The organism is Halobacillus sp. B23F22_5, assembly GCF_043497085.1.
GTDB lineage: Bacteria > Bacillota > Bacilli > Bacillales > Halobacillaceae > Thalassobacillus.
Genome location: NZ_JBIEKI010000003.1, coordinates 1 through 17,195, shown reverse-complemented (window position 1 = coordinate 17,195; position 17,195 = coordinate 1). Strand labels below are relative to the sequence as shown.

The following is a 17,195-nucleotide window of genomic DNA, read 5'->3' as shown; positions in this document are numbered from 1 at the left end:
GGAGGATATGGATGCCTACTTCCAGGAATGCAGCCACAGGAAATTCGAATAATAACGTGATTCCTTTTGTAGCAGACGGGGAATTTTATTTCAGTTATGGTGTACAGGCGTTTCAAAAGCGGAATTTTGAGATGGCCGTCAAATGGCTGAAAAAAGCGATGGAAAAGTCCCCACAAGAGCCGCTCTACGCTTGTCAACTGGCTGTGGTTCACACAGAGCAAGGCTCCTATCATAAAGCGAACCAATTATTGACCGAGGTATTATCGGTGTTCGGGAAAGAGTATGTGGATTGTTATTACTTGATAGCTAATAACTATGCGCACCTCGGTTTATTCAAAGATGCTAAAAAATACGCGGAAACTTATTTAGCAAAAACGCAGCAGGGAGATTTCAAAGAGGCCGCCGAGCAATTATTAGAATTGGTCACTTCCTTAGAAGAAGATGATGAGGATGAGTGGACCCTTGAAGATGAAGACGAACTGCTTATATACCAGGAGACAGCTCTTCACCATATTCAGCATCAAGAATGGGAAGAAGCAATTGCCCTGCTGGAAGAAATGATGGAGATGTTCCCTGATTATACGGCAGCAAAGCATGAATATACTTACGCCTTATTTCATCATGGAGATGAAGAAGGGGCGATCGAATTGGAACAACAATGGTTACAACAGCAGCCTGATAATCTGCACAGCCATGTCAATTTAGCAATTTTCTATAAAGAACGTAATGACGCTCGTAGTGATGACCATATCCAGATGGTGAAAAAAATTTTTCCGATCCATGATCATCAAAAGTTATATATTGCCCAGGCATTGACACGAACAGGCCATTACCGTGAAGCATGCGAACGGTTCCAATCGATCCGCTCGAAGGTTGTGAAACGGACGAAGACTTTCTATAAGTGGCATAGCATCGCATCTTATCATACAGGAAAACCTGCCAAGGCATTGCATTTATGGGAAGAAGGTTGTAAAAAGTATCCGGAACTGAGTGAGGAAGGTGGCCCCTGGAATGCTTCTTGAAGCGTTTCTGGGGAGATGACGTTCCGCATATACCCTAGTGAGCATATTAATAGACGCAGGAGACTCAATTTTATAGGATGATAGTATGAAAACTGACAGTTCGAGTCAATGTATATTAGGGGGCTGAAAAGAAATGGAAGAGCATATTTATGATGTAATCATCGCAGGTGCAGGACCGGCTGGTATGACAGCTGCTGTATACACTTCACGTGCGAATTTAGATACGCTGATGATTGAACGGGGAATTCCGGGCGGTCAGATGGCGAATACAGAAGATGTGGAGAACTATCCGGGCTACGAAAGTATCCTCGGGCCGGATCTTTCTAACAAAATGTTTGAACATGCGAAGAAATTTGGCGCGGAGTATGCATATGGAGATATCAAAGAGATCATAGATGGAAAAGAATATAAAACAGTCGTAGCAGGCAATAAAGAGTATAAAGCACGCGCGGTCATCATAGGAACCGGGGCCAAATACAAGGAAATCGGTGTCCCTGGTGAAAAAGAACTGGGCGGACGCGGTGTCTCCTATTGTGCTGTATGTGATGGGGCATTCTTCCGGGATAAAGAGCTTGTCGTAATCGGTGGCGGAGATTCCGCTGTTGAAGAAGGGGTCTACCTGACTCGCTTCGCAAGCAAAGTGACTATCGTGCACCGTCGTGATGAACTGAGGGCGCAGCCGATATTACAGCAGCGGGCATTTGATAACGAAAAAGTGGAATTCGTATGGGACACGGTACTGAATTCCATCAATGAAAAGGATGGGAAAGTAGGGAGTGTTACCCTTTACAACAAAAAAACAAATGAAGAGTACGAATTCGATACAGATGGGGTGTTCATCTATATCGGAATGATTCCTTTAAGTGATCCATTTGCCAGCCTTGGCATTACTAATGAGCAAGGATATATTCCAACCGACGATAATATGGAAACGAAGATTCCTGGAATTTTTGCCGCTGGAGATATTCGTGAGAAAACGTTGCGACAAATTGTTACTGCAACCGGTGATGGTAGTATCGCTGCTCAATCTGCGCAGCATTATATCGAAAACCTGATGGAAGAACTTAAGGTTGCCAATAAATAACTGTGATGGTTGATGTGCGGGCATATGTACAGGACTTTAGAAATAGTAATTGCATCTTAATTCTCCTGTAACACGCATGAAACAATTGTGGGGTACACTATAATTAATAATTGACCCCCTTTTAATAGATAGATCTATTAAGCACAGGTGCCTAGCCACCTGTGCATTTTTTTGGTTGTCGATGCTAAATATCATTTTTGCACTTACAGTTAAAGCTCCCTTTTCCAGATCACTCAGTTTCGAGACTTATGCAGGCGATGATGGTCGCTTGGAAAACGGATCGCTTTCCGTGGGCATGAGGTGAGCTTCCTCAGGCTTCGCCTTGCGGGAGCATGTTCATCCCATAGGACTTTGAATAAGCTTCTTGAATAAACACCGCACGAAGAAAATGCGTAACATTTTCGAGGAGTCTCACCGTTTTCCCAGCCCCCTTACGATTGTAAGAGTATCGTAACTCCTATCAGAGTACGTACTTTTGTGCGGAAAGTAAGATCTATCAAGCGATATGACAGGATTTTTCTCGATATTAAGTAATGATATTCAAAGGCGATTTCTATAATCTTATTTGGCAAGGGGCGTGGGGGAACGGGGAGACTCCTACGGGAAAAGAGTTCCAGGTGAGACCCCACAGAGCGTTAGCTCGAGGAGGCTCAACGGACTCCCGTGGAAAGCGAGTCGTTCCCCAACGCCCCTTCCCCTCATACACAATATCTCGAAATAAAGTCTTCGACTTTTCGGCCCTATGGTTGAATAAGGCTTTTATAAAAAATCACCAAAGAACCTTTTGGTTTGTTAATAAAGCTTGCAGCATTGTGGGACGAATCCCATTCATTGTATAATAGTAGAAGATGTCCTCGAATAAGGATGAGGTGACGTAATTGCAACGAGTGACGAATTGTATTTTACACATAGACGATAAAATTTTAATGTTAAAAAAACCAAGAAGAGGCTGGTATGTAGCCCCTGGCGGTAAGATGGAGCCAGGAGAGTCGATCAAAGATTCGGCTGTCAGAGAGTTCAAAGAAGAAACAGGACTGTCCATTCAGAACCCCGAAATGAAAGGCTCCTTTACATTTATTATCCGTGACGGGGAAGAAACGGTGCAAGAGTGGATGATGTTCACTTTCTATTGCAGGGACTATAAGGGATCACTACTGGAAGAAAGTGAAGAAGGAGAGCTGGAGTGGGTGCATATCGATGATGTATTGGGTAAGCCGATGGCTGAAGGAGACCGCCATATTTTTAACCATATCTTAACAAGCGATGAGCAAATCTATGGGACATTTGTTTACACGCCTGACTATCAGCTGCTCGATATCGACCTCGATCCGACCGATCCTGAATAACGATTAGTCTTACGGAGTAAATTTTAGATTGCTGCTTGATAAGGAGAGGGTTCTTACATGGCGAAAAAAGATCAGGAAACACAATTAGTAATCATCACAGGAATGTCTGGGGCTGGTAAGACCGTGGCAGTTCAGAGCTTTGAAGATTTAGGTTTCTTCTGCGTTGACAACTTGCCTCCTGCCTTGCTGCCAAAGTTTCTTGAATTAATGAAAGACTCATCAAATAATATAGAAAATGTAGCGCTTGTCATGGACTTGCGAGGCCGGGAATTTTTCGATGCTTTGTTTGAAGTCCTTGATAAACTTGTTGATGAACCATGGCTTCAGGAGCATATTTTATTTTTAGACGCCCAGGATCAGGCGCTTGTCTCTCGATATAAAGAGACACGCCGTTCACATCCATTGGCAAAAGACGGATTGCCTTTAGATGGTATCAAACAAGAGCGCCGGATGCTGGATGAATTACGAGGCAGGGCTCAAACAATTATTGAAACAACGGATTTGAAGCCCAGGGAGTTACGGGAACAAATTATTCAGACCTATGCAAATACACAAAAGAAGCGCGAGATTTTTTCTGTACAAATGGTCTCGTTCGGTTTTAAATACGGAGTGCCCATCGATGCCGATCTGATCTTTGATGTGCGTTTTTTACCGAACCCACACTATGTTGAACATATGCAGCCGTTGACCGGACTTAATAGCGAAGTATCTTCGTATGTTTTCAAATGGTCAGATACCCAAAAGTTTTTAGAAAAATTGATTGATCTATTGCAATTTATGCTGCCGCAATATAAACGGGAAGGGAAAAGTCAATTGATCATCGGTATTGGCTGTACTGGAGGACAACATCGTTCTGTCGCTATTGCCGAACATTTACGCAGGCATTTTTCTACGGACTACGTCACACACGCAAGCCACCGTGATATTGATAAAAGAAAGGGCCATTGATATGACAAATAAAGCATTGCCCAAAGTGGTCGTATTAGGAGGCGGGACAGGTATGCCAGTACTGCTCCGCGGTTTGAAAGATCTTCCTATCGACCTTTCTGCAATTGTAACGGTAGCTGATGACGGGGGAAGTTCGGGGCGTTTGCGTAATGAAATGTCGATACCGGCACCAGGAGATATACGGAATGTCATTGCAGCTCTGTCGGACGCAGAGCCGATGCTGTTAGAGTTATTCCAGCACCGATTTGAAAATGGGAATGGATTATCCGGACACTCGATGGGCAACCTATTGTTAGCCGCATTGACCTCGATGAAAGGGGACTTTTTCACGGGAATAAAAGAAATTTCCCGTGTCCTGAATGTGAAAGGGAAGATCTATCCTATAGCCAATCAGAATATGTATTTACATGCTGAAATGGAGGATGGAAATTTAGTCTCCGGTGAATCAAACATTCCTAAACATCCAGGCAGGATCAAGCGGGTATTTCTTGAGCCTGACCCAGTAAAGCCGCTCCCTGAAGCGGTGGAAGAAATAAAAAGTGCAGATTTGATTGTCATCGCACCAGGAAGCCTTTATACAAGCACGCTTCCAAATATAATTATTCCTGAGATTTCTAAAGCATTAAGAGAAACTTCCGGGAAAGTAACGTATGTATGTAATGTAATGACGCAGCATGGAGAAACCGATGGTTACTCAGCAGGAGATCATGTTAAAGCGATATTGGATCATGTCGGCGAGGGTTGTGTCCATTCCATCATTGTCCACAATCAACCGATTGAACATGATGTAAGAAAGATATATGCCGAAGAACAGGCCGAGCCGGTCGTTTATGATAATGAGCGAATTCGAAATATGAAATTGGAAGTTATTGAGGAAGATATCATCGATCATTCTAAAGCGATGTTGCGCCATGATACGAAGAAAATTGCGAACCTGCTCTACAGTATGCTGTAGAAAGCAAGGAGTTTTTGCAGGGAGGTGAACGTCGTGTCTTTTGCTTCGGAAATAAAAAAAGAATTAACCAATGCCCAGGCAGAGAAGCCGTGCTGCGTACAGGCGGAGTTGGCAGCATTAATCCGCATGAATGGATCCGTTTCTTTGAATTCCAATAAAACCTACGCACTGGATGTGCAAACAGAAAACGCAGCTATCGCACGGCGAATCTATACATTGATCAAAAAGGTTTATCATTCGCCAGTGGAGCTGCTTGTTCGGAAAAAAATGCGTTTGAAAAAGAATAATGTTTACATTGTCCGTATGAAAGAGGACGTTAAAGTATTTTTAGAAGAACTTGAAATCATGAATGGGGGTCCTTTTTCGTTCAATCGGACGATTTCGGAAAACCATAAGAAAGACATTTGCTGTAAACGCGCCTACTTACGCGGAGCGTTCTTAGCAGGCGGATCTGTCAATAATCCGGAAACCTCTTCCTATCATTTGGAAATCTATAATTCTTACCAGGAGCATAATGAAGCATTGTGCGAACTTATGAACGAGTTTGATTTGCACGCACGCACACTGGAACGGAAAAAAGGTTTTATCACTTATATCAAAGAAGCCGAAAAAATAACGGAGTTCCTGAGTAATATCGGAGCACATCAGGCCTTATTCAAGTTTGAAGATGTTCGAATCGTGCGCGATATGAGAAATTCGGTCAATCGGCTGGTCAATTGTGAAACAGCCAACTTGAACAAAACTATAGGCGCCGCATTCCGTCAGGTTGAAAATATCAAGTTCATCAAAAATACGGTAGGGATTGAAGCTTTACCTGAAAAGCTGCAGGGGATTGCTATGCTGCGTCTGCTTCATCAGGATGTATCTTTAAAAGAGCTGGGAGAATTGGTTTCTACCGGAAAGATCAGTAAGTCTGGTGTCAATCACCGGTTGAGAAAGATTGATGAGTTTGCAGAAAAGGTCCGTAAAGGAGAAATACATCCGACCCCAAAGGGGTAACAGGAGATTATTTCTAAGTTAAATCCGTGTCATATGCAGTTAATTCATGCTATAATTAATGCAATTAAAAAAACGCTTTCGTCGAGGGCGTTTTTTCTATCACCAACTATGATAGCGCTTCCCTAACCAGAAGTGTGCAAGAGAGGAGAATTCAGGTGGTTGAACGGTCGTTGAAAATTGAATTGGATACTGGTCTGCAAGCCAGGCCGGCAGCACAATTCGTACAATTAGCTAATCGTTTTTCATCAGATATATTTATTGAGAAGGACGGAAAAAGAGTCAATGCAAAAAGCATAATGGGTTTAATGAGCCTTGCTATCGGCACCGATGAAGAGGTCGTACTGATTACAGATGGCTCAGATGAAGAACCTGCTATGGAAGAGTTGCAGGCTTTCGTAGTAAAAGTGTAAATTCTTAGTACTTTTCTATGTGAATGGATGAACAATTAGTAGATTAGGATAATGGATAGCATACTTAGACAAACAAAGTAAGCCAGGGATCTGACAGTGTCCCTGGCTATTTTTTGAGTAATTGTGACAATAAGAAATATGAAAAAACCCTGATCCGAGTGGATCAGGGTAGGTGAAGCTTTTATTCAGTTGGTTTCTTTTCCATTACTTTGTCAATCAGGCCGTATTCTTTCGCTTGATGAGCAGGCATGAAGTTATCGCGATCGGTATCGCGTTCGATAACGTCCATTGGCTGTCCAGTACGCTCAGATAGAATCTTATTCAACTTTTCGCGCATTTGCAAGATACGACGAGCATGGATTTCGATATCGGCCGCCTGTCCTTGTGTACCACCCAATGGCTGGTGAATCATTACTTCACTGTTAGGAAGCGCATAACGTTTTCCTTTTTCACCGGCTGCCAAAAGGAATGCACCCATAGATGCTGCCATACCGATACAAATGGTAGATACATTTGGTTTGATGAACTGCATCGTATCGTAAATCGCCATTCCAGCTGTAATAGATCCACCAGGTGAGTTGATATAAAGGGAAATATCTTTGTCTGGGTCATCTGCTGCCAGGAATAGAAGCTGAGATACGATCGAATTGGATACGTTATCATCGATTCCGCTTCCAAGCATAATGATACGGTCTTTCAACAAGCGTGAATAAATATCGTATGCACGTTCTCCGCGGTTTGTTTGTTCAATTACTGTAGGGACTAGATTCAATGTAAATTCCTCCTTCATCACTTATTATCATTGGATGATGTGATAGTTTTATCATACATCCAAGGTCAATAAAGGTCAAACAAAATACTTCGACTTTATCAGGCAAAATTCCTTCTACCATGTTTCCCTAAATCAGGGAGAATAAACCTGTCTTCTATGGATTTTTCGAGCATGTTTACAGCAGTTGGTATTTATTTTTAGGCCTGCCGCGGCTGCCATAATCGGAAACGACTTCAATTTCGCCTTTTTCTACCATATGATGGAGATAGCGGTGGACCGTTTGATAAGCAATTGGAAGCTGTTCCTGGATATCGTTGATAGTGACAGGCTGCTTTTGGTTGTAAAGAAAATGTTTGATTGACTTGCGTGTCTCTTTGTTTATGCCTTTATCCACATAAATATCCTGATCTGTATTGGAGAGTTTAGCGTACTTCATATTCAATTTTATTCGTGAGATTAAATCAGGTGCTTTTATCGGCTTCATGGCAAAGTCTGTAGCTCCAGCCTCCAAGAAAGAGTTAGCTATGTCCTGGCGATCATCAACCGTTAAGACAATGATCGGGATGTGTTTATTCTCGTTTCTGATCGCTTTTACGGTTTTTAACCCATCCCATTCAGGCATGTGAAAATCGACCAGTACCAAATCCGGGTCCAGTTTTCGAAATAATGCAATCCCTTCTTTACCATTGGAAGCTTCGATAGAGGGCCACTCACAGAATTCACAAATTTCTTTTAAAGTAAAACGTATATCTTCGTTGTCATCGATGATTAATATCATCCTATCGCTTCCTTTCTAGAGTTCTGAGGCAGTGTAATCGTAGTGATGGTATGAGATCCCGGTTCACTGGAGACTTCGATGGTTCCAGAGTGGCTCTCTACTACCCGTTTCACAAAAGGCAGCCCGATGCCGGAAGAATTTTTTGTACTGAATCCTTCCTGCCATATATGAACAAGGTTGGCGCGTTCGATTCCCGGACCATTATCTTCAATCTTTATACAAGTGTTATCTTTGTCCTTGTAAATTTCAACGGTGATTTTCCCTCCTCGCTCATGCAAATTAATCATCGAGTTCTCCAGCACATTGGAAATGGCTCTGGAAAAACGGATTTTATTGACATAGAGGGGAGGAACATCCTCGGAAATATGGATTTCAAAATCGATGGGCAGATCATCTGTATTCAAGTGGCTCATGACATAATCGAGTAATTCTTCGGCAGGTATCTGCTTGCGGATATCCTCGTAAAGTATATCTGAAATCATTTCCTTCATTTTAACGACCGATTGATTGATCCTGGAGAAATAACTCTTCGATTTATGGTCATCGGCTTTTACTTTCATTTCCATTAAAGATAATAACCCTTCGATGGCCACCAGTGGGGTTTTCAAATCATGGACCAGCGTGTGCATTTCCTGGTAGACTTTTGATTCTATTAAGTCATTCCTTGTTCTTTGCAATTCCTTCCCTTGCGCCTGATATAGCTTTAACGTAGTGATTTGCTTATTGAACAAGTGAATCAAGGTAGTAAAAATGACAGCGATAATAAAAAATATTAGAAAAAATACCAAAGTGATGGTTCTAAATAGATTATGATCTGTTAAAAATTCATCAACCGTTTTCAAACTTACAGCAAGGTCATTCGTCCCAAAACCATACGTGCTCAAAGTGGGGATCAAGTTAAGCCATTGAACAGAAATGGTTGTCAAAATCAACAATATCAAAAATGTCCAGGCAAAATATCGTTGTTTTGGAAGGTAGGTGCTGAAAAATAAAAGTACGCCGATTGTGAGAATATGTGGCAGGTAAGCATAATATTCTGTATATAAAATATTTAATACAAAAACAGCTGTTATGGAAAGAGCAGTAAATATCACTTGAAAGCGTACCGTGGTGATCCTTACTCCCAGGAATCTAGTCAGACACAACGTGCCGAAAAAGATCATCGTAAACATAATGACATTACGAGAGATATAAGCAAAAGCGGTTACCAGTAACTTTCCACTGTCCTCTTCATAAAGACTGCGTTCGATCTCTTCATAGATAAACATAGACCAATCCATCGTCAACGCCGGGATAAGCATGCCATAGAAAACAAGCACGATTCCAAGGGTCCCCCAGAATGGGTGAGTAGGCTGCTTCATGCTGTAGTCCCCCTATCTGAATACCGAATTAAACGGTGTTTTCATATCTTCGATTTCATTGACGAAAGTAGATTTAACTTTATGTTTGCGGATCATCTCTAACAATTCATCCGGCGATTCATCATGTCGTTTACCGATGAAATAATCAGCATACGGGATGGTATGTTCCAATATAGACCAGGTTTCCTCGTAATCACGGTATTGGAGATCGAGATCGAAAATTATAACTGGAATACTTTCTGCTTCCGCTTCATTCATTAATTTTTGAATACGTTCCTGCTCTTGATTGAATTTTCTTTTCTTATGTAACAATCCATTATAGCTATAGCCGGTTACGATCACTAATGTTTGATATTCATATAAATCGGTTGCTAATGCTCTCGGACGGTATTCGGCTTCCAAATGGAGCTGTTGGGAAAGTTTATGGACGATGCCACCTTCAACGGTCTGACCTGCTGAAGTGATTAGAATTGGTTCTTTTCCAATTGGCGCAGGCAGATTCGGATACATATACATCGATTGCCCGGAAGCTTGATAGGAATGATGGCCGATAACTGCCAGACTGATGATGAAACACAAAATGGGCACTGTGTATTTTTTCAAAGGCATTTCCTCCTGCTGCTTTATTAATTCTTAAGCCTGTTTACAAAAAGGTCACTAGTCCCAATTGCTTTTAGTACTATTTTACTTAAATATTCTGAATAATGAAAGGTGCTTTTGAGAAGCTGCGCTAAAAAAAGGGGATATTACGTAGTAAAATTGAAAAGACCAGTAACGTAAGTTGACCAGTATATAACTGCAAAAAACGAGTATAAAACCGTGGTGGTTTTATACTCGTTTCATATGCTGGTTTAATTGTTTCTCACGGATAACGGAACCGGTATTCTAATTATGCAACATTCCTTGTTTTTCAAGGAGGAATATCTTATTGCTTCAAGCGTGGGTCGAGTGCATCTCGTAGGCCATCACCCAACAAGTTGAATCCGAGCACTACCAGTAGAATGGCGAAGCCCGGGAACATGACCACCCATGGGGCAGTTTGGAGAGCCGATCGCCCATCACTTAGCATGGCACCCCATTCTGGGAGCGGCGGTTGTGCTCCTAAACCTAGGAAACTTAAACCTGCTGCATCCAGAATAGCCGTACCTATCGTCAGGGTAGCCTGCACGATAATCGGTGCCAGGCAGTTCGGTAATACATGAGAAAATAAGATCCTGCCGTTTTTAGCTCCGATGACCCGGGAGGCTTCGATATACTCCGTTTCTTTTACAGAAAGCACAGTCGACCGTACAATTCTGGCAAAGTGGGGCACACCGACTATACCGACGGCAATCATGGCATTGGTCAAGCTTTTTCCTAAGACGGCAACTAAGGCAATCGCTAATAGAATACTAGGGAAAGCCATCATAATGTCAATCAGGCGCATGATAATCTGATCGACCCACCGTCCGAAGAAACCTGCTACCGCTCCGAGAAATACACCGACAATCATCGATATTCCCACGGTGATTACTCCAATCTGTATAGTAATTCGTGAACCGTGCACGATTCGCGAAAATATATCCCGGCCGAGTTCATCCGTTCCTAGCCAATGTTCCGCTGAAGGAGCCTGATAGCGATCGATAATGCTTTGATCCGTAGGCGAGTGGGTGGCGATTTGCGGTGCGAACGCCGCGATAATGATCAATAATGATATGATGATCAATCCGATTAATGACGTTTTACTTTTGACTACCCTGGATAAGGAATCAAGCCAAAGGCTCGAGTTCTTTTTTTTCTTCAATGCTGGATCTATCTGATCCGCTTTTGCTTCTGCAGCCAAGGTTTCCACATCCTTTCCTAATCCAGTTTGATTCTAGGGTCGAATAACGTATAAAGGATATCGGTGATCAAATTCACCAACACGAAAATGACAGCGATAATCAATATGGTACTTTGTACAACAGGGTAATCCCGGCTGAGGATGGCATCAACGACATAACGGCCTACTCCCGGCCAGGAGAAAATCGTTTCTGTCAAGACAGCGCCTCCTAAGAGGAATCCAAACTGCAATCCAATGACAGTGAGAACCGGAAGGGAAGCGTTTTTTAATGCATGTTGAAAGACAACCAATCGGCTGGCTAACCCTTTTGCGTTGGCGGTTCGTATGTAGTCCTGCTTCATGACTTCTAACATGCTTGAACGGGTCATACGAGCGATGATAGCCATTGGGATAGTGGCAAGCGCTATTCCTGGCATCAACAGATGCCGCAGTGCATCGACGAATGCTTCTCCATTCAAGGTCAGGATGCTGTCTACCAAATATAGATTGGTAATGGTTGTCAACTCAATATCATTGGATAGCCTTCCGGATGGCGGCAACCAATTCAACTCCACAGAAAATAGCCAAATCATCATCAAGCCTAGCCAAAATATCGGCATCGAAACACCGAATAATGCTCCACTCATACTGAGGTTGTCAAACCAAGAGTATTGTTTTACGGCAGCAATGACTCCGGCAAGCACTCCGACTACGACAGCGACTGTCATAGCGAACAGTGTCAATTCGATCGTTGCTGGTAAACGTCCGCCGATTTCGGACGCAACCGATTCTTTGGATTTAATAGATTCGCCAAGGTCTCCAGTGGCGATTTTCCCCATGAAATTACCATATTGGACAATGAGAGGATCATTTAAATTCAATTCTTCCCGCAGCAATTCCAGCTGGGTTTCCGTAGCTTTTTCTCCAAGAATACTTCTGGCAGGGTCTCCTGGAACCAGGTGCATGAGTGAAAAAGCAAGTATCGATACACCGATGACGACGGGTATCAATGAAACAAGACGTCTGATAATATAATTGAGCATGCTGCATTCCTCCAAAATTTAAAAAGCTGTGCAAAGGGAAGAATCCTATTGAATAGGAATCCATCCCTTTGTTTTCCTACAGCCTTTTTCTTTGCCTGATCGTAAGGGAGGGGGAAGGGAATTTCCCTTCCATTAACCTCAATTAGTTCAATTCTAAATAGTTGAACGGTTCACTTCCTGTAGGGTGAGGGATGTAATTCTTGACCTCTTTCTTAACAGCAAGCGGTGGTGTTGTATGAGCGATTGGGAACCAAGGTGCATCTTCATGAATGATTTCCTGCGCTTCTTTATAAAGACTGGTACGTTTATCCTGATCCAGCTCAGTTTGCGCTTTTTTCAGGATATCGTGCAGTTCATCGTTTTTATAGAAGGCGATGTTTCCTGCAGAACCTTTCTTTGCATTATCCTTATCCAAAAGGACATACAGGAAGTTGTCAGGGTCACCATTGTCACCAGTCCAGCCAAGGAACGCCATATCATGGTCGCCATTTTCGGTCGCACTTAGGTGAGAATCCCATTCGTTTTCAACGATTTCTACTTCGACATTTACTTCTTTAAGCATTTCCTGGATAGCCTGCGCAGCAAATTTCGGCTGCGGCAAGTAAGGGCGTGGGTTAGACATGGTATAAAGTGTCAAGCTCATGCCATCGCCATATCCTGCTTCAGCAAGCAATGATTTTGCTTTTTCGACATCGTAGCCATAGTCTTCGATGTCATCGTTATATCCCCAAAGGGATGGTGGCATTGGGTTTTTAGCTGGCTTCCCGATTCCTTCAAATAATGACAGCAATTTATCTTTATCAATTGCCATGTTGATCGCCTGACGGACTTTCTTGTCTTTCAATGGACCTTCTTTATCTGTGTTCATTGCCATGTAAGAAACGTTCATGGATGGGCGACGGATGATTTGAAGGGCATCATCATCTTCTGCCTGTTGGATATCCTGTGGATTCATCCCGTTCATTGCATCAATAGAACCAGCTTGAAGTTCCATGAAGCGAGCGCCATTATCAGGAATAACCCGGAAAATGACTGTATCTACTTTTGCTGCATCGCCAAAGTAATCTTCATTTTTAGACAATGTAATGCTGTCATCCTGCTTCCATTCTTCAAATACGAATGGACCAGTACCTACTGGGTTTTTGAAGTAGTCTTCCCCATGCTCTTTTATTGCATCAGGACTGGCAATACCGAAAGGAGGCATCGCAAGTGTGTTCAAAAATGGTGCATTTGGCTCAGAGAGAGTGAAAGTGACTTCGTAGTCCCCTGTAGCCTCTACCTTTTCGATGATTCCGCCTGGATCTTCTTCAGATGCGCCGAACATGTAACCGTAATAGACATATTCTGCTCCTTCTGTCCATCGTTCAAAGTTGAATACGACATCTTCAGCAGTGAAGTCGGTTCCATCGTGGAATTTTACATCATCACGTAGTTGGAATGTCCATTTCAGGCCGTCTTCACTGGTTTTCCATTCGGAAGCCAAAGCAGGTTTCACTTCTGTTCCTTCCTGTTCATAGCGGACAAGTGTGTCATAAATCTGGTTGGTGACATAAATGGACTCACCATCTGTAACCTTGGAAGGGTCCAGTTGTTCGGAGTCTGCTCCACGACCGAATACGAATGTATCGCTTCCGCCGCTGCCTTCCTCAGCTGAATCAGTAGTATCCTGGTTGTCAGAATCACCTTCTGAATTAGCTTCATCGTTACTGCTGCATCCAGCGACTACCAGCACCATCAGTGCAAACAGTGTCAGTAACATCCAAAGTGCTTTTTTCTTCACAATTAGTTCCCCCTTATTGGAATTTAATAAAAGTAAGTATTAGACAGGTGTCGGTTCCGTTTCTTCTACCACCTCCTTAACAAGATGACAGGCTACTTGATGTTCCGCACCGGGAACTTGTTTTAAGACCGGCTTTTTCTGTTTGCATATATCTTCTGCCCATGGACACCTCGTGTGGAACTTACATCCCTGTGGTGGGTTGGAAGGAGAGGGAAGGTCTCCTTGAAGCATGATCCGTTCCCGTTTTTCTACAGGGCGGGCCTCGGGAATGGATGACAGTAAAGCTTTTGTATAAGGGTGTTTCGGATCCCCATAAAGTTCTTCGACTTCCCCGCTTTCAACGATTTCACCAAGGTACATGACTGCTACGCGGTCACTGATATGATGAACGACACTTAAATCATGAGCGATGAAGATATAAGTAAGGTTGAATTCCTTCTGTAAATCTTCCATCAGATTGATAACCTGGGCCTGGATGGAAACATCCAGTGCAGAGACTGGTTCATCACAGATAATCAATTCTGGATCCAGTGCCAATGCTCTGGCAATCCCGATACGCTGCCGTTGTCCTCCACTGAATTCATGCGGATAACGGTATTTATGATAAGTATCGAGTCCGACTACTTCTAACAGGCGATCCAGTTTTTGCTGTCGTTTTTCTTTTGACATTCCGAAAATTTTCATCGGTTCTGTCACTGTCTGCTCGATGGTTTTACGGGGATTTAAGGAAGCATATGGGTCCTGGAAAATCAATTGCATTTCTTTTCGCAGCTTCCGTAGCTCCTCACCTTTGACATTGGTAATGTCCTGTCCTTTATAAATGATTTGCCCTTCCGTTGGATCGAGCAATTTTAGTATGGTTCTGCCGGCAGTAGACTTTCCACATCCGCTTTCTCCGACCAACCCCAGGGTTTCCCCTTTTTTGACCGTAAGAGAGATCCCATCGACCGCCTGTACAGCCCCTATCTTTTTCGGGAAAACTGCCCCTTTATATATAGGAAAATGTTTTTTTAGATTTTGAACGCGTAATAGTTCACTCATGGATGATCACCTTCTCTTCCTGTTCATACAGTAGGCAGCGGACAAAGTGGTCTGTTTCGTCTTCCAATAGTGCAGGATCCTTTGTCAGACATTCTTCTTTAACATGCGTGCAACGAGGAGCGAAACTGCAGCCTTTCGGTAAGTCTCGTAAATCAGGTGGAAGACCTTTGATCGCTTCCAATCTTTCTTTGCGATTGTGAATCTGAGGGATAGATGATAATAAACCCCAAGTATAAGGGTGTTTGGGCTGGTCAAATAATTCCTTGACACTTGAAAATTCTACCGGTTTACCAGCATACATGACCATTACACGGTCGCAGACTTCTGCTACTACACCAAGATCGTGGGTGATCATGATGATCGCCATTCCTAGTTCTTGCTGCAGTTTTTTTAGTAAATCGAGTATTTGCGCCTGGATGGTAACATCAAGTGCAGTAGTGGGTTCATCCGCTATCAGCACCTTCGGATTACAGGCTAGTGCTATTGCAATCATGACACGCTGCCGCATCCCCCCGCTGAATTCATGCGGATAGTTTTTTAACCGCTTGGAGGCATCAGGAATACCAACTAAGTCAAGCAATTCAATGGCGCGGTTGCGTGCTTGTTGTTTATTCATATTTTCGTGCGTAAGAATCGTCTCCATCATCTGTTTCTCAACGGAGAATACGGGGTTCAAGGAAGTCATTGGATCCTGGAATATCATCGAAATGTCTTTCCCGCGTATTTTTCGCATTTCCTTTTCTTTTTTTAGTAATAAGCTTTCTCCATTGAAACGGATATCCCCGGAGACAATTTTCCCTGGGGGCGATGGAACCAATTTCATCACCGACATGGCGGTGATACTTTTACCGGAGCCGGATTCCCCGACTATTCCTAATGTTTCTCCTGGTTTAACCGAAAAGCTAACGCCATCGACAGCTTTGACGACACCAGATTTCGTAAAAAAATGGGTATGTAAATCTTCTACTTCCAAAATAGGAAGATGATCAGCCATAGCGATCCTCCTTGTGACAAGAACTTCTAAATTTGATGTGCCTTTTATTATACATAAATTCTGAAAATTACGAATTAAATCTCTTTTTTCTCAAAAATAGTGAGATAATTAAAATAATTCAATGACCTTCAATAAATGGATGGAAACAGTGTAAAAGGTAGAATTAATTCTTGCGTTTTTGCGCTTATGTGCTTATAATAATCAATGCATGTCATTTTGCGCCCGTAGCTCAGCTGGATAGAGCTATAGATTCCGGTTCTATGTGTCGGAGGTTCGAATCCTCTCGGGCGCGCTATATTAAAAAGCATCTGGTCTTATAACCAGATGCTTTTTTTATTGGAAACGCACTTTTAAACGTTGTTAATTTTCACAATAGGCCTATTCAACTATAGGACCAAATTGTGGAAGACTCGATTCCGAGATAATTTGGGTCCGTCACTGAATCGTGAGAAGGGAGGCTGGGAAACAGTTCGCTTTCCTGTGGGGGAACTGGCAAGCCTCCTCAGACTTCGTCTTCCGGGGTCTTGCCTAGATCCATCTCCCACGGGAGTCTCACCGTTTCCCCATAGCCGTCAAGCTAAGCTCTAAAATTTTTGTATCTCCCTTTATATAAGTTATCCTTCCTTCAAGAATTTTCTAAGGAAGGATGATTTTATGAAACTAATGAAACACATTCGGTCCATGGCTCAAGCTATTCATGAAACATTTAACTACAACTTTGTTAGACAAACAGGTAAAGAAACAGGCTTTTTAAAGCGTTCCGGTAAACTTAAGCCGGAGATGTTCTTGAGTCTTTGTACTTTATTAAAAGACTCCGTTGGAAAACATAGCTTACAACATTTATGTAGCGCCATATCCTAT

The 17,195-nt window shown here is 42.7% G+C and carries 16 protein-coding genes, 1 tRNA gene and 1 pseudogene; 9 read left to right on the top strand and 9 right to left on the bottom strand.

What is annotated here, in order from left to right; all coding sequences use genetic code 11:
• Positions 1-11 precede the first annotated feature (11 nt).
• The 7 genes from ACGTN9_RS05530 (at position 12) to ACGTN9_RS05500 (ending at position 6,764) form a co-directional block, all read left to right on the top strand.
• Positions 12-1,022 (top strand): tetratricopeptide repeat protein, encoded by a 1,011-nt coding sequence (locus ACGTN9_RS05530; RefSeq protein WP_499591346.1) that lies wholly within the window; start codon positions 12-14, stop codon positions 1,020-1,022.
• 133 nt (positions 1,023-1,155) lie between these two features.
• Positions 1,156-2,106, top strand: a complete 951-nt coding sequence (gene trxB, locus ACGTN9_RS05525; protein WP_499591344.1) for a thioredoxin-disulfide reductase — start codon at positions 1,156-1,158, stop codon at positions 2,104-2,106.
• Positions 2,107-2,984: 878 nt separating this feature from the next.
• The gene (locus ACGTN9_RS05520) at positions 2,985-3,452 is read left to right on the top strand and encodes an NUDIX domain-containing protein (protein ID WP_499591342.1); all 468 of its coding nucleotides are present in this window, start codon (positions 2,985-2,987) and stop codon (positions 3,450-3,452) included.
• A gap of 57 nt (positions 3,453-3,509) precedes the next feature.
• Positions 3,510-4,400 (top strand): RNase adapter RapZ, encoded by an 891-nt coding sequence (gene rapZ, locus ACGTN9_RS05515; protein ID WP_499591340.1) that lies wholly within the window; start codon positions 3,510-3,512, stop codon positions 4,398-4,400.
• A 1-nt stretch (position 4,401) separates the two neighbouring features.
• The gene (locus ACGTN9_RS05510; RefSeq protein ID WP_499591338.1) at positions 4,402-5,355 is read left to right on the top strand and encodes a gluconeogenesis factor YvcK family protein; all 954 of its coding nucleotides are present in this window, start codon (positions 4,402-4,404) and stop codon (positions 5,353-5,355) included.
• Between the two features lie 33 nt (positions 5,356-5,388).
• Entirely contained in the window at positions 5,389-6,354 is a 966-nt protein-coding gene (whiA, locus tag ACGTN9_RS05505; RefSeq protein ID WP_499591336.1) for a DNA-binding protein WhiA, read from the top strand.
• Positions 6,355-6,509: 155 nt separating this feature from the next.
• Positions 6,510-6,764, top strand: a complete 255-nt coding sequence (locus ACGTN9_RS05500) for an HPr family phosphocarrier protein (RefSeq protein WP_093043947.1) — start codon at positions 6,510-6,512, stop codon at positions 6,762-6,764.
• Between the two features lie 181 nt (positions 6,765-6,945).
• On the opposite strand, the gene clpP is transcribed toward ACGTN9_RS05500, so the two are convergent.
• The 9 genes from clpP to ACGTN9_RS05455 form a co-directional block, all read right to left on the bottom strand.
• Positions 6,946-7,536 carry an ATP-dependent Clp endopeptidase proteolytic subunit ClpP gene (clpP, locus tag ACGTN9_RS05495; protein ID WP_499591333.1) on the bottom strand — a complete coding sequence of 197 codons (591 nt, stop codon included), beginning with the start codon at positions 7,534-7,536 and terminating at the stop codon, positions 6,946-6,948.
• Between the two features lie 175 nt (positions 7,537-7,711).
• Entirely contained in the window at positions 7,712-8,314 is a 603-nt protein-coding gene (locus ACGTN9_RS05490; RefSeq protein ID WP_499591331.1) for a response regulator, read from the bottom strand.
• A complete protein-coding gene (locus ACGTN9_RS05485; protein ID WP_499591329.1) occupies positions 8,311-9,675 on the bottom strand; it encodes a sensor histidine kinase in 1,365 nt (454 codons plus the stop codon). The genes ACGTN9_RS05490 and ACGTN9_RS05485 overlap by 4 nt, the downstream gene beginning before the upstream one ends.
• Positions 9,676-9,687: 12 nt before the next feature.
• Complete coding sequence (locus tag ACGTN9_RS05480; RefSeq protein ID WP_499591327.1) at positions 9,688-10,278, bottom strand: DUF6305 family protein; 591 nt, start codon at positions 10,276-10,278, stop codon at positions 9,688-9,690.
• Positions 10,279-10,600: 322 nt separating this feature from the next.
• On the bottom strand, positions 10,601-11,497 hold the full coding sequence (gene nikC, locus ACGTN9_RS05475; RefSeq protein ID WP_499591325.1) for a nickel transporter permease: 897 nt from the start codon (positions 11,495-11,497) through the stop codon (positions 10,601-10,603).
• Positions 11,498-11,514: 17 nt separating this feature from the next.
• Positions 11,515-12,519, bottom strand: a complete 1,005-nt coding sequence (locus ACGTN9_RS05470; protein WP_499591323.1) for an ABC transporter permease — start codon at positions 12,517-12,519, stop codon at positions 11,515-11,517.
• A gap of 142 nt (positions 12,520-12,661) precedes the next feature.
• Positions 12,662-14,299 carry an ABC transporter substrate-binding protein gene (locus ACGTN9_RS05465; protein WP_499591321.1) on the bottom strand — a complete coding sequence of 546 codons (1,638 nt, stop codon included), beginning with the start codon at positions 14,297-14,299 and terminating at the stop codon, positions 12,662-12,664.
• Between the two features lie 39 nt (positions 14,300-14,338).
• The gene (locus ACGTN9_RS05460; RefSeq protein ID WP_499591319.1) at positions 14,339-15,340 is read right to left on the bottom strand and encodes an ABC transporter ATP-binding protein; all 1,002 of its coding nucleotides are present in this window, start codon (positions 15,338-15,340) and stop codon (positions 14,339-14,341) included.
• Positions 15,333-16,334 (bottom strand): ABC transporter ATP-binding protein, encoded by a 1,002-nt coding sequence (locus tag ACGTN9_RS05455; protein WP_499591317.1) that lies wholly within the window; start codon positions 16,332-16,334, stop codon positions 15,333-15,335. The genes ACGTN9_RS05460 and ACGTN9_RS05455 overlap by 8 nt, the downstream gene beginning before the upstream one ends.
• Positions 16,335-16,552: 218 nt before the next feature.
• On the opposite strand from ACGTN9_RS05455, the gene ACGTN9_RS05450 reads away from it, so the two are divergent.
• Both ACGTN9_RS05450 and ACGTN9_RS05445 read left to right on the top strand, forming a co-directional pair.
• A tRNA-Arg gene (locus tag ACGTN9_RS05450) sits at positions 16,553-16,626 on the top strand.
• 362 nt (positions 16,627-16,988) lie between these two features.
• Positions 16,989-17,195 (top strand): annotated as a pseudogene (locus ACGTN9_RS05445) (IS4-like element ISHaha1 family transposase); the annotation flags it as partial.

What these genes read in the sequence shown, in the direction of transcription:
- rapZ (WP_499591340.1), top strand. Translation starts at nt 3,510, where the DNA reads ATGGCGAAAAAAGATCAGGAAACACAATTAGTAATCATCACAGGAATG.
- ACGTN9_RS05490 (WP_499591331.1), bottom strand. Translation starts at nt 8,314, where the DNA reads ATGATATTAATCATCGATGACAACGAAGATATACGTTTTACTTTAAAA.
- ACGTN9_RS05510 (WP_499591338.1), top strand. Translation starts at nt 4,402, where the DNA reads ATGACAAATAAAGCATTGCCCAAAGTGGTCGTATTAGGAGGCGGGACA.
- ACGTN9_RS05485 (WP_499591329.1), bottom strand. Translation starts at nt 9,675, where the DNA reads ATGAAGCAGCCTACTCACCCATTCTGGGGGACCCTTGGAATCGTGCTT.
- ACGTN9_RS05470 (WP_499591323.1), bottom strand. Translation starts at nt 12,519, where the DNA reads ATGCTCAATTATATTATCAGACGTCTTGTTTCATTGATACCCGTCGTC.
- ACGTN9_RS05460 (WP_499591319.1), bottom strand. Translation starts at nt 15,340, where the DNA reads ATGAGTGAACTATTACGCGTTCAAAATCTAAAAAAACATTTTCCTATA.
- ACGTN9_RS05455 (WP_499591317.1), bottom strand. Translation starts at nt 16,334, where the DNA reads ATGGCTGATCATCTTCCTATTTTGGAAGTAGAAGATTTACATACCCAT.
- ACGTN9_RS05530 (WP_499591346.1), top strand. Translation starts at nt 12, where the DNA reads ATGCCTACTTCCAGGAATGCAGCCACAGGAAATTCGAATAATAACGTG.
- trxB (WP_499591344.1), top strand. Translation starts at nt 1,156, where the DNA reads ATGGAAGAGCATATTTATGATGTAATCATCGCAGGTGCAGGACCGGCT.